A 14,762-nucleotide genomic window follows, 5' to 3' on the forward strand; every position below is an offset into this window, starting at 1 on the left:
GTGGCCCGATGATGTGCGGAATCCGGCAGACGCGTCAAGGGTTGGGGCGGAACTGCCCGGCGCGGCCCGCCCGCCCGTCAGGCGCCGCCGGCGGCCGCAAGCTGCGCCAACTGGTTCCGCCACGGCGGATTGGGACCGGCGACCGAGCAGGTCAGGGCCGCGACCCGGGTGCCGAACCGGCAGGCTTCCGCGACCTCGTCGAGACCGAGATCGGCCAGCCGGCCACCGAGGAGTCCGCGGGCGCCGAGGTGGTGCAGCAGGCCGGCGGTGAAGGAGTCCCCCGCGCCGACCGTGTCGACGACCCGCGTGGCCACCGCGGGCACCCGCAGCCGTTCGCCGTCGAGCGAGGCCAGGGCGCCGTCGGCGCCGAGCGTGATCACGACGAGCCGTACCCCCGCCGCATGCCAGATGTCGCACGCCTGCTCAGGCGGAGTGCCCGGCAGGAGGAGTTCCAGGTCGTCCTCGCTCAGCCGCAGGATGTCGGCGAGAGCGCACCAATGCGCCAGCCGGGCGCGGTAGACCTCGGGGCGCACCAGCAGCGGCCGGACGTTGGGATCGATGCTGATGGTGGCCCGCGGAGCAGCAGCCGCCAGGAACTCCTCCACCGCCGCTCCGCCGGGCTCACGGACCAGCGCCAGCGACCCGGTGTGCACACAGGCTGTTTCGGACAGATCCACCCTTGCCAGTTCCCCTGGAGTCCACTGCCAGTCGGCCGTGTTCTGCGCGTGGAACGAGAACGCGGCCTGCCCGGTGGCGTCCAGCTCCGCCACGGCCAGCGTGCTGGGCTCGGCGGCGGCGACGGCGTACGACAGGTCGACGCCGGACGCCTCCAGGTGGGCGCGGAACAGGTGGCCGAACACATCGCCGGACAGGCGTGCGAGGAAGCGGGCCGGCGTGTCCAGCCGGGCCAGGGCCACCGCCGTATTCGCAGGTCCGCCGCCAGGCAGCACCCGCAGGGCGAGCTCGTTCGAGGCGTTTGCCGGTTCGGCGAAGGCGTCCGCGACGCACTCTCCCAGAACGGTGATCTGACGCGGGCTCATGGACTGCTCTCTCTCGGAAAGGCTCGGGAAGACCGGGCAAAGGGGCGGTGCGGCGACACAGCCACTGACCGGCCGCGCGGGGCCGGCGACTGGGGACGTTGCCAATTTGTGACGAGTGGAAGGCATTGACGTTGCCGGGATCCGGAGTCCATCATCCTGGCCAGGCAGTGTCAACGATGACATAAGTCAACGATGACACCCCGGGCGACACGCTCTGATCCCAACCCCCGTGCCGCCCGCTATTCCACAGGAGTCGATCATGTCTCGCACCACTCGCCTGTCCTCGTCCCTCCTCCGAGCCGCCGCGGTCACGGGCGTCGCGGCACTCACCCTGACGGCCTGCGGGTCCGGCTCCGGTTCGGGCTCCACGAGCTCGGGCAAGGTGAAAGTCGGTCTGATCACCAAGACCGACACCAACCCGTTCTTCGTGAAGATGAAGGAGGGCGCGGAGAGGGCCGCCAAGGAGAACGGTGCCCAACTGTCCACCGCCGCAGGCAAGTTCGACGGGGACAACGCCGGTCAGGTCACCGCCATCGAGAACATGGTCGCCGCCGGGGTGAAGGGCATCCTGATCACCCCGAGCGACTCCAAGGCGATCGTGCCCGCGATCCAGAAGGCCCGTGCCAAGGGTGTTCTGGTCATCGCGCTGGACACGCCGACCGAGCCGGAGAGCGCGGTCGACGCTCTCTTCGCCACCGACAACCTCAAGGCCGGCCAGCTGATCGGCGAGTACGCCAAGGCCGCCATGAAGGGCAAGACGGCGAAGATAGCCGCCCTCGACCTGGCGCCGGGCGTCTCCGTCGGCGTCCAGCGGCACAACGGTTTCCTGAAGGGCTTCGGCGCCACCGACAAGGACGTCGTGTGCGCCCAGGACACCGGTGGCGACCAGGCCAAGGGCCAGACCGCGATGGAGAACTGCCTGCAGAAGTCACCCGACATCAACGTCGTCTACACCATCAACGAACCGGCGGCCCTGGGCGCTTACACCGCGCTGAAGGCCAAGGGCCGGGAGAAGGACGTCCTGATCGTCTCTGTCGACGGCGGCTGCACCGGCACCCAGGCCGTCAAGGACGGCAAGATCGCCGCGACTTCGCAGCAGTACCCGCTGAAGATGGCCTCCGAGGGCGTCAAGGCAGTCGTGACGTACGCCAAGGACGGCAAGAAGGCATCCGGTTACACCGACACCGGCGTCACGCTGATCACCGACAAGGCGCAGGACGGGGTCACGTCGAAGGACGCCGCCTACGGCCTGGAGAACTGCTGGGGCTAAATCCCCCAGGGAATGTCGCCACCTTCCCGTCGTCCGCCCGAAGCAGGCGGGAAGGTGACGACAGCCCCAGGACCGTACGACACCGCCACTTCCCTCAGCGGGGCGGTCGGCCCACCTCCCCGACCAGGGACGGCCGCCCCCTTGTCCCGTCGGCGGGGCTTCTGCCCTCGTCCTCCGACAAGGACATCTGTCTTCCGACAAGGACTTCGCATGACAGCCACGACAACGCCCTACTCGGAGCTCAAAGCACCGACCACAGCCCGCAGACTGCTCACGGCGCCGACCACCGGACCCCTGGCCGCCCTCCTCCTGGCCTGCGCCTTCTTCTCCTTCTCGACCGACCAGTTCCTGACCGGCGGGAACTTCTCGCTGATCGTGCAGCAGGTCATGGTTGTGGGCACCCTCGCCATCGGGCAGACCCTGATCATCCTCACGGCGGGGATCGACCTGTCGTGCGGGGCCGTGATGGCGTTCGGCAGCATCGTGATCGCCAAGATGGCCGCCGAGGGCTCCCTGCCCCCGCTCCTCGCCATCGCCCTGGGCCTGGTGGTCTGCGGCGGGTTCGGTCTGCTCGACGGGTTGCTGGTGCAGAAGATCCCGCTGCCGCCGTTCATCGTCACCCTTGGCATGCTCAACGTGGCGTTCGCGCTGACCCACATCTACTCCGCGGAGCAGACGGTCACCAACCTGCCCGGCCCGCTGACGGCCCTCGGCGAGACCTTCCCGCTCGGCCACACCGACATCACCTACGGCTCCCTGGTCACCATCGCCCTGTTCCTCCTCCTCGCCTACACGCTGAGCAGCACCGGCTGGGGACGGCACGTCTACGCCCTGGGCAACAGCGCCGAGGCCGCCCGGCTCAACGGCATCCGCACCTCCCGCCTGACCATCGGCATCTACACCGTGGCCGGCCTGCTGTACGGCATCGCCGCCCTGCTACTCATCTCCCGCACCGGAGTCGGCGACCCGCAGGCCGGGCAGACCGACAACCTCGACAGCATCACCGCCGTGGTCCTCGGCGGCACCAGCCTCTTCGGCGGACGCGGCTCGGTCCTGGGCACCTTCATCGGCGTCCTCATCGTCGGCGTGTTCCGCAACGGCCTCCAGCTGATGGGCGTCGCCTCCATCTACCAGACCCTGATCACCGGAGTCCTGGTGATCCTCGCGGTGACCGTCGACCAGCTCTCCCGGAAGAAGGCCTGATGACCGTCACCTCCTCCCCCACGCCCGTGCTGCAGGCCCGTGGTCTGGTCAAGCGGTACGGCCAGGTCACCGCCATCGACGGCGCCGACTTCGACCTGCTCCCCGGTGAGGTCCTCGCCGTCATCGGCGACAACGGCGCCGGCAAGACCAGCCTGATCAAGGCCCTCACCGGCGCGGTGACCCCCGATGCGGGCGAGATACGACTCAACGGCGAGCCCATCGCCTTCTCCGGCCCGCAGAGCGCACGCGCCCACGGCATCGAGACGGTCTATCAGGACCTCGCCGTGGCCGCCTCCATGGACATCGCCTCGAACATGTTCCTCGGGCGCGAGCTGCGCCGCCCCGGCGTCCTCGGCAGTGTCTTCCGCATGCTGGACAAGAAGCGCATGCGCCAGGAGGCCGCCGAGCACATGGCCGACCTGAAGATCGGCCTGCGCTCGCTGACGCAGTCGGTGGAGACGCTCTCCGGCGGACAGCGGCAGGCCGTCGCGGTCGCCCGTTCCGTCGCCTGGGCCCGCTCCGTCGTCGTCATGGACGAACCCACCGCAGCCCTCGGCGTCAAGGAGTCCGGCCAGGTCCTCGACCTCATCCGCCGGGTCCGCGACAAGGGCATGCCGGTCGTCCTGATCAGTCACAACATGCCCCACGTCTTCGAGATCGCAGACCGGATCCACGTCCACCGCCTCGGCCGGCGCGCTGCCGTGATCAAGCCCTCCGACTACTCCATGGCCGAGGTCGTCGCCATCATGACCGGCGCCCTCACAGTCGACGAAACCGGAGATACTGTCGTAGCGGATTCGGAGGCCGCGAAGGCCGCCGGAGTCCGGGCCACCTGACAGCACTACCAGCTCTCGCATCTTCCGGCCGAGGCCGCGGCCGGAAGCGAGAGCCCTCAGGAGACGGTTTCCTCCATGGCAGCGAACCGCCGCCCCACCCTGGCCGACGTCGCCCGAGAAGTCGGCGTCAGCGCCAAGACGGTCTCCCGAGTCCTCAACGAGGACGGACCCGCCTCCGCGCAGACCAGGGAACAGGTACTCGCCGCAGTGGCCAAGCTCGGCTTCCAGCCGAACCTCATGGCCCGCAACATCCGCATCGGCGGCCCGGACACCACCATCGGCCTGGTCATTCCCGACCTCGCCAACCCCTTCTTCGGAGCCGTGGCCCGCGCCATCGAGGACACCGTCCGCGAACGCGGACTGACCCTCCTCATGGGCTCCTCCGCGGACGACCCCGAGCGCGAACGCGCCCTGACGGACAAGTTCCTCGCCCGCCGCGTCAGCATCCTGATCGTCGTACCGTCCGTCGGCGCCGACCACTCCCACCTCAAGTCCCACCGTACGGCGGGGCTGCCCGTGATCTTCCTGGACCGACCCGGAGTCGGCCTCGCCACCGACAGCATCGTCAGTTCCAACCGGGCCGGCGCCCACGACGGCGTCGCCCACCTCATCGCCCAGGGACACCGGCGCGTCGGCTTCGTCGGCGACCTGCCCGTGAAGCTGTACACCCGCCGTGAACGTCTGGCCGGCTACCGCTCGGCACTCCAGGAAGCCGACATCCCCGACGACCGCTCGCTCCTCGCCAACGCCCACAACCAGCAAGGAGCCGAGGCCGCGACCGCCCAACTCCTCGGCCTGGCCGATCCCCCCACCGCCCTGTTCGCCGGCAACAACATCATGGCACTGGGCGTCGTCGCCGAACTGGCCCGCAGCAAGCGCAAGGACGTCGCCGTCGTCGCCTTCGACGACGTCTCGCTCGCCGAGGTACTCGAGCCGGCCCTGACCGTCGTCGCCCAGGACGCGGAAGAACTCGGCAGGGCGGCCGCGACCACCGCGCTGACCCGACTCGACGGCGACCGCACCCGCGCCCGCACCATCACCGTCCCCACCCACCTGGTCGTCCGAGGCTCGGGCGAACTCCCTGTCGCTGCGTTGCAGGAACCGTGACCTGGAGTTGGCACCGAACTGCACGGCCAGGCAGGCTGTCGAGATCGGCCGGCCGGCATTGCCGCTCTTCGGTATGGCGGTGAACCCGCAGGTGGCACTCCCCTGACCGCGTCGGGAGAGCACCGCCACGCCACAGGCCGCGGCACGGCCGTCCTCGGTGCTCTCCACGCGAGCGAAGGTGATCCTCCCTTCGCTGTTCCTGTCCGCGGGCCAGGCACGTTCTCTCCGCGCAAGCAGAACGGTGGCAGCACGATGATCTCGTTGCCATACACCTCTACCAACGGTGGGAGCCTCAACCGACCTGCCCGGCCTCCACTCCCTGTGCCCCTCGTAGATGGCATACCTCCATCGGAACAGACGCCGACGTGAGAAGGTTCCTGGGCCGTTTTCAGTACGGGCCGTTTCTCCCGCACCGCAGTCTGGTGGCAGCCCAGTGATCCAAGTGTCACGCAGCACCCTGATCGCCTGCTGCCGCTCCGCCGCCCACCCCAGCAGCGTCGGGCAGGATGGCGCCGTGGCAGCCCCTTCCGATTCCCTGCGTCCTGCCAACGTCCCGAATTCGGCGCCCAGCCACTCACAGAGGCCACATGCGGCGGCTTCCCCCGCTATGAGCCAAGACATCCGTGCAGGTCAGAACAGTTCGAACTACCATTGGCGGCAACGCTGTTGAGCTCACGCGCAGCGGATTCACGCCGTTGGCCCAAAGTCCTAAATCCGAACGCCCGATGAAGCGTTTCCGCAGGTCAGGACACGGCTAAGGTGGGGCGGGTGGGACTCGAACCCACGGCCGACGGATTATGAGTCCGCTGCTCTGCGCTACGACGAATTCGCTCCCCGCTGACTTCCCAGTCCCAGCCATAGGGCTGGTACCCACCGCCCGAAACCAACCGGGCCACTCCTGGGCTGAGTCACCACCCGACAGCAGCCCCGTTTACGCAAGCCCAAGCAGGCATCCCGCGTGTGTCACCGCGTGACGAACGGCTGGTCGATGACCGTCTCCGCGCGTCCTTCAGGCCATCAATCTGCTCGCGATTCCTACCCCCAACCCTTCGCGCTACCTGCCCGACCTGCGACAACACACTGGGTGGACGAGCATCGCAACTGCCACCGGGGAGGGCACTCACACATCAGCCCGCTGACGTGGCATTTCATCGGACATCTTCCGTGAGACGGAAGTCGTATTGCGGCCCAGTGATGTCCGCCCGAACGATGCCACCACCATCAGAGACGGGAGCCGGCCCCCATGCCGCACATCACCGCTTTCGCCAGGAACCAGTGGTACGTCGTCGCCTACACCTACGAGATCGGACGCGAGCTCGTCGGACGGACCGTCCTCGGTGAGTCGCTGGTGCTCTACCGCACCGAGGAGGACGGGGCGGCCGTCGCGCTGTCCGACCGGTGTGTGCACCGGCGATTCCCGCTCTCGGAGAGCCGGCTCGACGGTGACCGGATCGTGTGCGGCTACCACGGGTTCACCTACGACACGACCGGCGCGTGTGTGTACGTGCCGGGGCAGAAGCGGATACCGCGCACCGCCCGGGTCGCCTCCTACCCTGTCGTCGAGCAGGACCTGTTCGTCTGGGTCTGGATCGGCGACCCCGCGCTCGCCGACCCGGGATCCGTGCCGCGCGCACCGCACATGGACTCGCCCGACTGGACGACGGTCAGCGGTATGGAGCCCATCGACGCGGACTACGGACTCCTCGTCGACAACCTCCTCGACCTCTCGCACGAGACGTATCTGCACGGCGGCTACATCGGCACGCCCGAGGTCGCCGAGACGCCGATCGCCACCGAGGTGGACGAGGAGGCCGGGATCGTGCGCGTCTCCCGGCGCATGGCCGACGCCGAGTGTCCGCCCTTCTACGCGCGGTCGACCGGCGTCGAGGGGCGCATCACCCGCTGGCAGGACATCGAGTACCACACGCCCTGCCTCTATCTGCTGCACAGCAGGATCGCGCCGGCCGGTGTGCTGCCGGAGGCGGACGGCAGTGACCCGAACGCCTTCCACACCGAGATCACGTACGCCATCACGCCGTCCGGCGCGGGCAAGGTGTACGACTTCTGGGCGGTCTCACGTGACTTCGCCCGTTCGGACGACGAAGTCAGCACCTTCATGCGGGACTTGAACCACACCGTCGTGATGCAGGACGTCGACGCGCTCAACCTCCTCCAGCGGACCCTCGCCTCGGAGCCCACCGGTTACCAGGAGCTGAGCATCGGCATCGACACCGGCGGTCTCGCGGCCCGGCGCATCCTGGCCCGCCTGGTCGAGGAGGGCGACAAGCCGGTGGAGAGGGTACGGTGACCGGCCTTGCCGGGGACAGCTCGTACGAGGCCGAACTCATCGTCGTACGGCGGGAGTTCGTTTCCGACGGCGTACTCGCCCTGAGTCTGCGGCATCCGCTCGGCGCGGAACTCCCGCGCTGGGAGCCCGGGGCCCACATCGATGTCCGGCTCGGGCCGGACATCGAGCGGCAGTACTCCCTGTGCGGGGATCCGGCGGACCGCGGGACGTGGCGGATCGCGGTGCTGCTCGAACCGGACGGGCGCGGCGGATCGGCCTATGTGCACGGGCGGTTGGGCGAGGGCGACACGGTCCGTGTCCGGGGTCCGCGCAATCACTTCGCCCTCGCGCCCGCTCCGCGCTACCGCTTCGTGGCGGGCGGCATCGGCATCACCCCGATCCTGCCGATGCTCGCCGCGGCCGAGGCGGCGGGCGCCGAGTGGACCCTGCTGTACGGCGGACGGACCCGCGGCTCCATGGCGTTCACCGAGGAACTGGGGCGGTACGGGGACCGGGTCACCCTCGCTCCCCAGGACGAGACCGGACCGCTCGATCTGCCCTCCGTGCTCGGCGGGCTCCCCGGGGACACCCTCGTCTACTGCTGCGGTCCCGGGCCGCTGCTCGACGCGATCGAGGAGTGCTGTCCGGCCGGCCGGCTGCACATCGAGCGGTTCCGGCCGAAGGACCGGGAGACGGCCGGGGAGGCGAACGGGGAGGAGGAGTTCGAGGTCGTCCTGGAACGGTCCGGGCGGACGGTCACCGTCGCTCCCGGTGTCTCCGTCCTCGACACCGTGCGCGCCGCCGGTGTCGAGGTGCTCTACTCCTGCACCGAGGGCACGTGCGGGACCTGCGAGACGGAGGTGCTCGAAGGGACCCCGGACCACCGGGACTCGGTGCTCACGGACGAGGAGCGGGAGGCGGGCGGAACCATGCTCATCTGCGTGTCCCGCTGCCTCGGGAGACGGCTCGTACTGGACCTGTGACCGCCAGATCCCGCTCGATCCGGGCGACCGTGTCCAGCAGGTGGGGAAGCAGGTCGCGGCGGACCGATTCGAGGCTGTTGCGGCTGGCGTGGACGGGGATGTTCGCGGCCGCCACCACGGTGCCGTCCCGGTCCCGCACCGGGGCGGCGACCGAGCGGAGTCCCTCCTCCAACTCCTGGTCGACGATGGCATATCCCTGGCGCCGCACCCGGGCCAGCTCGGCTCTCAGCAGGTCCGGCGAGACGATGGTGCGCGCGGTCAGGGCTCGCAGATCGGCCCGCTCCAGCCGGGCGTCGATCTCGTCGTCCGTGAGGTGCGCGAGGATCACCCGGCCCACGGAGGTGGCATGGGCCGGGAAGCGGGTGCCGACGGTGATCGTCGCCGTCATGATCCGCCGGGTCGGGACCCGCGCCACGTACACGATGTCGTCGCCGTCGAGGACACAGAGCGAGCTCGACTCCCCCACTTGTTCCGCGAGTTGCTTCAGATGGGGCTGGGCGATCTCCGGGAGGGTGAAGCCGGAGAGATAGGCGTAGCCGAGTTCCAGCACGCGCGGGGTGAGCCGGAAGACCCGGCCGTCCGTGTGGACGTATCCGAGATCGACCAGGGTCAGCAGGAAGCGGCGTGCCGCCGCGCGGGTCAGGTCGCAGCCGCGCGCGACCTCACTGAGTGTCAGTTCGGGCCGGTCGGCGCCGAATACGCGGATCACGGCGAGTCCGCGTTCGAAGGACCGGACGAAATGGGGCGCTCGGTCTGCTGCAGGCATCGTCGCCTCCAGAGGGACACACGGAGTGCTCTCGCACGGAACGGGAGCACACTTCGATAACTGTCAACAATATTGTCAGCCAAGGCCATTGACCCGGCACGGACAGGGTTCTACCTTCGCGCTGAGCACCATTGTGCGGTGTGCGCACGCCCTGTCGGAACACTCTCGTCTGCACAGGAGGAGCCATGCGTCGTCTGCTCGCCGGTATCGCGGTCGGAGCCTTGCTGGTCACCGCGTCGGCCTGCGGTTCGTCCGACGGCGGTGGCGCCTCGGACAAGAACTCTTCGTCCGGCGGCACCACCACCGTCAAGCTGGGGATCATCCCCATCGTCGATGTCGCCCCCGTCTACCTGGGCCAGAAGAAGGGCTTCTACAAGAAGCGCGGACTGACCCTGTCGATGACCGCCGCGCAGGGCGGAGCCGCGATCGTCCCGGGGGTCGTCTCGGGCCAGTTCCAGTTCGGGTTCTCCAACGTGACCTCGCTGATGATCGCCCAGTCCAACAGCGTTCCCGTGAAGGCCATCGCGAACGGTGTCGCCTCGACGGGCGTGGCGGGCGCGGACTTCGGCGCCATCACGGTCAAGAAGGGCAGCGCCATCACGTCGCCGAAGGACCTGGAGGGCAAGAAGGTCGCCGTCAACACGCTGAAGAACATCAACGAGACGGCCGTACGCGAGTCGGTGCGCAAGGCGGGCGGTGATCCGTCCAAGGTGAAGTTCGTCGAGCTCGCCTTCGACCAGATGCCCGCGGCCCTCGACAGCGGCCAGATCGACGCCGCGATGGTGGTCGAGCCCGCGCTCGCCACCGTCAAGAGCCAGGGCGCGACCGAGATCGCCTCCTCCCTGGTCGACGTGGCGAAGAACCTCACCGTCGCCATGTACTTCACCTCGAACCAGTACATGCAGCAGCACCCCGACGTGGTGAAGAAGTTCCAGGAGGCCACCGCGGAGTCCCTCGCGTACGCCGACGCGCACCCGGACGAGGTCCGGCAGATCGTCACCACGTACACGAAGATCCCCGCGGCCGTGCTGGCCAAGGTGACCCTGCCCAAGTGGCCGGCCGAGGAGAACCGGGCCTCGATCGAGGCACTGGAGAAGCTCGGCGAGCGGGACGGCCTCTTCAAGTCGGCGCCCGACCTGGACAAGCTGCTGCCGTGACACGGAAGCGAGTGCGCGGCGGCGGCTCCGCCGGACGGGCCGTGAACGCCGCACTGGGCGCGGCCGGGCTCGCGGCCTTCCTCGCCCTCGGCGAGGCGGTGCCGCGGCTCGGCATCGTCAAGGAGCGGTACTTCCCGCCGACCAGCCGGATCGCGCGCGCCCTCGGTGACCAGATCACCGAGGGCACCTTCTGGACGGACCTCGGCGACACGCTCACGGGCTGGGCGCTGGGCCTGGCGATCGCGGTCGGCGCGGGGATCGTGGTGGGGGTGGTCGTCTCGGTCGTGCCGTATCTGCGCGAGACGACCGCCTCGACGATCGAGTTCCTGCGGCCCATCCCCTCCGTGGCCCTGATCCCGCTCGCCGTCCTGCTCTACGGGACCGAGCTGAGGTCGGTGCTCCTGCTGGTCGTCTACGCGTCCTTCTGGCAGGTCCTCGTCCAGGTCATGTACGGCGTGCGGGACGTGGACCCGGTGGCGGAGGAGACGGCGCGCTCGTACGGGCTCGGCACCTGGGCCCGGGTCCGTCATGTGCTGTGGCCGACCGCGCTGCCGTACGTCATGACGGGGGTCCGGCTCGCCGCGGCCGTCGCGCTCATCCTCACGGTGACCGCCGAACTCGTCATCGGGGCACCGGGGTTGGGCGCGCGCATCGCGGTCGCCCAGACCTCGCAGGCGGTGCCCGAGATGTACGCGCTGATCGTGGTCACGGGTCTGCTCGGGCTGCTCATCAACGTCGGTGCCCGGTCGGTGGAGCGGTACGCGCTGGCCTGGCACCAGTCGGTGCGCGGGGAGGTGACGGTGTGACGGGCATCCCGCCCGGACCGACGAGGCCGAACCGGTGGGGAGCTCTCCCGCTGCGGGTGCTGTTCGTCGTGGCGCTCCCCGCGCTGCTGTTCGCCCTCTGGTGGCTCGCGTCGGACGGCAGCACCAATGTCTACTGGCCGCCGCTGCGCACGATCCTGAAGACCTTCCCCGACGTCTGGACGCGTGACCGGCTCCGCGCCGACCTGGTGCCCAGCCTGCTGCGGCTGCTGGCCGGGTACGCGGCGGCGGCCGTGGTGGGAGTCGGTGTCGGCACGGTCATCGGCTCGTACCGGAAGGTGCGGGCGGTGTGCGAGCCGGTGCTGGAGTTCCTGCGGGCGGTGCCTCCGCCCGTCCTCGTTCCGGTCATCATGCTGTTCGCGGGCATCGGGGACACGATGAAGATCGTCGTGATCGCCAGCGGCTGTGTGTGGCCGATCCTGCTCAACACGATCGAGGGGGTGCGCGCCGTCGACTCCGTGATGTCCGAGACGGCCCGCTCGTACGGCATCACGGGTCCGGCCCGGATACGGTCCGTCGTCCTGCCGTCCGCGAGCCCGCAGATCTTCGCGGGCCTGCGCCAGGCGCTGTCCATCGGCATCATCCTGATGGTCATCAGCGAGATGTTCGCGGCGAGCAACGGACTCGGCTTCACCATCGTGCAGTTCCAGCGCGGCTTCGCGATCCCCGACATGTGGACCGGGATCCTCGTCCTCGGCCTGCTCGGCTTTCTCCTCTCGGTCGTCTTCCAGTTGGTCGAGCGCCGGGTCCTCGGCTGGTACCACGGTCTGCGCGACTCCTCCAGGCGGTCCTCGTGACGCTCGCGAAAGGACGGTCCATGCACGCGTCTTTGGTCGTATCCGGCCTGCGGAAGGTCTACGAGGGGTCGGGTCGCCGGGTGGAGGCGGTCCGCGATCTCACCTTCACGGTGGACGCGGGTGAACTCGTCTGCCTGGTCGGGCCGTCGGGCTGCGGCAAGACCACCCTGCTGAAGTGCATGGGCGGCCTGCTGACACCGACGTCGGGCGAGGTGCTGCTCGGCGGCCGGCGGGTGAGCGGCCCGCCGCCGGGCATGGCGTTCGTGTTCCAGGAGTACGGGCGCAGCCTGTTCCCCTGGATGAGGGTCGGCGAGAACGTCGAACTCCCGCTGCGGCAGAAGAACCTGGGCAGGGCGCGGCGCCGGGAACTGGTCGCCGACGCGCTGGAGTCCGTGGGCCTGGCCGATGCCGCGGGGGCCTATCCGTGGCAGCTGTCCGGGGGGATGCAGCAGCGGGTCGCCATCGCGCGGGCCCTGGCGTACGAGCCCGAAGTCCTGCTCATGGACGAGCCGTTCGCGGCCGTCGACGCGCAGACCCGCGCCGATCTGGAGGATCTGGTGCGCCGGCTGTGGCGGCAGCGCGGGATCACCGTCCTGTTCGTGACCCACGACATCGACGAGGCCGTCTATCTGGGCGAGCGGGTCCTGGTCCTCTCGGCCTCCCCCACCGTCGTGCAGGAGCAGTTGAAGGTCGATCTTCCCGAGGACCGCGACCAGTTGCGTACACGGGTCTCCCCGCGCTTCGCCGAGTTGCGGACCCATGTGTACGAGCAGATCCAGGTGGCGAAGCGCGGGGAGCCGGTCATGAAGAGGGATGAGCCCAGGGATTCACCCCCGCCGAACTGAACCGGCCTGCGGGGACCGCGCTGTGCGGTGCGGGCCGCTCAGGCGCGCAGCCAGACCGCCGTGTCCGGCGGAAGGAGCCCGTCGGCCGTCAGCGGGTCGCTGTGGAGCAGGAGCCGGGAGTGCTCGGGGAGCCCGACCGGGCCGTCGGTCAGATTGACCACGCAGAGCAGACCGTCCGCGCGGGTGAAGGCGAGGACGCCCTCCGGTGCGGGCAGCCAGCCGAACACGCCGTCCCCGAAGCCCGGTTCGCCGCGACGGACGCGGAGCGCGGCACGGTAGAGGCTCAGCATGGACCGGGGGTCGTCCGCCTGGCGGTCTGCGGCGTACGCGGGCCAGTCGGCGGGCTGCGGCAGCCAGGGCTCACCGCCGAAGCCGGCGTACGGCTCGGCGGCCGTCCAGGGCAGCGGGACCCGGCAGCCGTCGCGGCCCGGGTCCGTGCCCCCGGAGCGCGAATGCATCGGGTCCTGGATCCTGTCGAGCGGCAACTCCACCTCGGGCAGCCCGAGTTCCTCGCCCTGGTACAGGTAAACGGAGCCGGGCAGGGCGAGCGAGAGCAGTGCCGCTGCGCGAGCCCGGCGGGTGCCGAGAGCCAGGTCGGTGGGGGTGCCGAAGGCCTTGGCGGTGAAGTCGAACCCGGTCTCCGTACGGCCGTAGCGGGTGACCGTGCGGGTCACGTCGTGGTTGCACAGCACCCAGGTGGCCGGCGCTCCGACGGGGGCGTGTTCGGCGAGGGTCTCGTCGATGGAGGTCCGCAGCCGTCCGGCGTCCCAGGGGCAGGACAGGAACGAGAAGTTGAAGGCGGTGTGCAGTTCGTCGGGGCGCAGATAGCGGGCGAAGCGTTCGGAGTCGGGGAGCCAGACCTCGCCGACGAAGACGGCGTCGTAGGAGTCGGCGACCGCCCGCCAGGAACGGTAGATGTCGTGGAGTTCGTCGCGGTCGACGTACGGGTTCGGGTCGCGGCCCTCGACGAAGTCGGGCAGGTCCGGGTCCTTGGCCAGCAGCGCGGCCGAGTCGATGCGTACACCCGCCACTCCCCGCTCGAACCAGAAGCGCAGGATCTCCTCGTGCTCCCGGCGGACGGCCGGGTGCGCCCAGTTGAGGTCGGGCTGCTCGGGGGTGAACAGGTGGAGGTACCAGTCGCCGTCGGGCAGCCGGGTCCACACCGGTTCGGTGGAGCCCGCGAACTGGGACGGCCAGTCGTTGGGCGGGAGTTCGCCGTGCTCGCCGCGTCCGGGGCGGAAGTGGAACAGGTCGCGCTCCGGGCCGCCCGCCAGCGCCGCCCGGAACCAGGGGTGCTGGTCCGAGACGTGGTTCGGCACGATGTCGACGAGCGTGCGGATGCCCAGCTCGCGGGCCTCGGCGATGAGTTTCTCGGCCTCGGCGAGGGTCCCGAAGGCCGGGTCGACCGTGCGGTAGTCGGCCACGTCGTAGCCGCCGTCGGCCATGGGCGAGAGATACCAGGGGTTGAACCACAGGGCGTCCACACCGAGTTCGGCGAGGTAGGGGAGTCTGGCGCGGACGCCCGCGAGGTCGCCGGTGCCGTCGCCGTCGCCGTCCGCGAAGCTGCGGACGTACACCTGGTAGATGACGGCGGAACGCCACCACGCGGACTGATTTCGGGCAGGGCGGGGCTGTCCCACGGTGCGT

13 protein-coding genes are annotated in these 14,762 nt (G+C 69.7%); 10 read left to right on the forward strand and 3 right to left on the reverse strand.

Annotated features, from left to right (window positions below):
• Positions 1–77: 77 nt before the first annotated feature.
• Positions 78–1,040, reverse strand: a complete 963-nt coding sequence (locus OG780_RS08050) for a carbohydrate kinase family protein (protein ID WP_328446091.1) — start codon at positions 1,038–1,040, stop codon at positions 78–80.
• A gap of 259 nt (positions 1,041–1,299) precedes the next feature.
• Between OG780_RS08050 and OG780_RS08055 the strand changes: the two genes are divergently transcribed.
• The 6 genes from OG780_RS08055 (at position 1,300) to OG780_RS08080 (ending at position 8,726) form a co-directional block, all read left to right on the forward strand.
• Positions 1,300–2,310 carry a sugar ABC transporter substrate-binding protein gene (locus OG780_RS08055; RefSeq protein WP_328446093.1) on the forward strand — a complete coding sequence of 337 codons (1,011 nt, stop codon included), beginning with the start codon at positions 1,300–1,302 and terminating at the stop codon, positions 2,308–2,310.
• 210 nt (positions 2,311–2,520) lie between these two features.
• Entirely contained in the window at positions 2,521–3,513 is a 993-nt protein-coding gene (locus OG780_RS08060) for an ABC transporter permease (protein ID WP_328446094.1), read from the forward strand.
• Complete coding sequence (locus tag OG780_RS08065; protein ID WP_328446096.1) at positions 3,513–4,349, forward strand: ATP-binding cassette domain-containing protein; 837 nt, start codon at positions 3,513–3,515, stop codon at positions 4,347–4,349. The genes OG780_RS08060 and OG780_RS08065 overlap by 1 nt, the downstream gene beginning before the upstream one ends.
• 75 nt (positions 4,350–4,424) lie before the next feature.
• A complete protein-coding gene (locus OG780_RS08070) occupies positions 4,425–5,456 on the forward strand; it encodes a LacI family DNA-binding transcriptional regulator (RefSeq protein WP_328446098.1) in 1,032 nt (343 codons plus the stop codon).
• Positions 5,457–6,699: 1,243 nt separating this feature from the next.
• Positions 6,700–7,764: an aromatic ring-hydroxylating dioxygenase subunit alpha gene (locus OG780_RS08075; protein ID WP_328446100.1), complete on the forward strand. Its 1,065-nt coding sequence runs from the start codon at positions 6,700–6,702 to the stop codon at positions 7,762–7,764.
• Positions 7,761–8,726 carry a PDR/VanB family oxidoreductase gene (locus tag OG780_RS08080; protein ID WP_328446102.1) on the forward strand — a complete coding sequence of 322 codons (966 nt, stop codon included), beginning with the start codon at positions 7,761–7,763 and terminating at the stop codon, positions 8,724–8,726. Before OG780_RS08075 ends, OG780_RS08080 begins: the two co-directional genes overlap by 4 nt.
• Here OG780_RS08080 and OG780_RS08085 read toward each other — a convergent pair.
• The gene (locus tag OG780_RS08085) at positions 8,677–9,492 is read right to left on the reverse strand and encodes an IclR family transcriptional regulator domain-containing protein (RefSeq protein WP_328446104.1); all 816 of its coding nucleotides are present in this window, start codon (positions 9,490–9,492) and stop codon (positions 8,677–8,679) included. The two genes, OG780_RS08080 and OG780_RS08085, sit on opposite strands and share 50 nt — an antisense overlap.
• A 185-nt stretch (positions 9,493–9,677) precedes the next feature.
• Between OG780_RS08085 and OG780_RS08090 the strand changes: the two genes are divergently transcribed.
• Genes OG780_RS08090 through OG780_RS08105 form a run of 4 tightly spaced genes read left to right on the forward strand, consistent with a single transcriptional unit; the run spans position 9,678 to position 13,115 of the window.
• The gene (locus tag OG780_RS08090) at positions 9,678–10,649 is read left to right on the forward strand and encodes an ABC transporter substrate-binding protein (RefSeq protein ID WP_328446106.1); all 972 of its coding nucleotides are present in this window, start codon (positions 9,678–9,680) and stop codon (positions 10,647–10,649) included.
• Positions 10,646–11,455 (forward strand): ABC transporter permease, encoded by an 810-nt coding sequence (locus OG780_RS08095; RefSeq protein ID WP_328446108.1) that lies wholly within the window; start codon positions 10,646–10,648, stop codon positions 11,453–11,455. The genes OG780_RS08090 and OG780_RS08095 overlap by 4 nt, the downstream gene beginning before the upstream one ends.
• Before the next feature lie 5 nt (positions 11,456–11,460).
• A complete protein-coding gene (locus tag OG780_RS08100) occupies positions 11,461–12,270 on the forward strand; it encodes an ABC transporter permease (RefSeq protein ID WP_443062304.1) in 810 nt (269 codons plus the stop codon).
• A 20-nt stretch (positions 12,271–12,290) separates the two neighbouring features.
• Complete coding sequence (locus tag OG780_RS08105) at positions 12,291–13,115, forward strand: ABC transporter ATP-binding protein (RefSeq protein ID WP_328446112.1); 825 nt, start codon at positions 12,291–12,293, stop codon at positions 13,113–13,115.
• A gap of 38 nt (positions 13,116–13,153) precedes the next feature.
• Here the strand turns inward: OG780_RS08105 and OG780_RS08110 are convergent, their stop codons facing one another.
• Positions 13,154–14,755 (reverse strand): glycoside hydrolase family 13 protein, encoded by a 1,602-nt coding sequence (locus OG780_RS08110; protein ID WP_328446114.1) that lies wholly within the window; start codon positions 14,753–14,755, stop codon positions 13,154–13,156.
• Positions 14,756–14,762 lie beyond the last annotated feature (7 nt).

This window comes from Streptomyces sp. NBC_00386 (assembly GCF_036063235.1).
GTDB lineage: Bacteria > Actinomycetota > Actinomycetes > Streptomycetales > Streptomycetaceae > Streptomyces.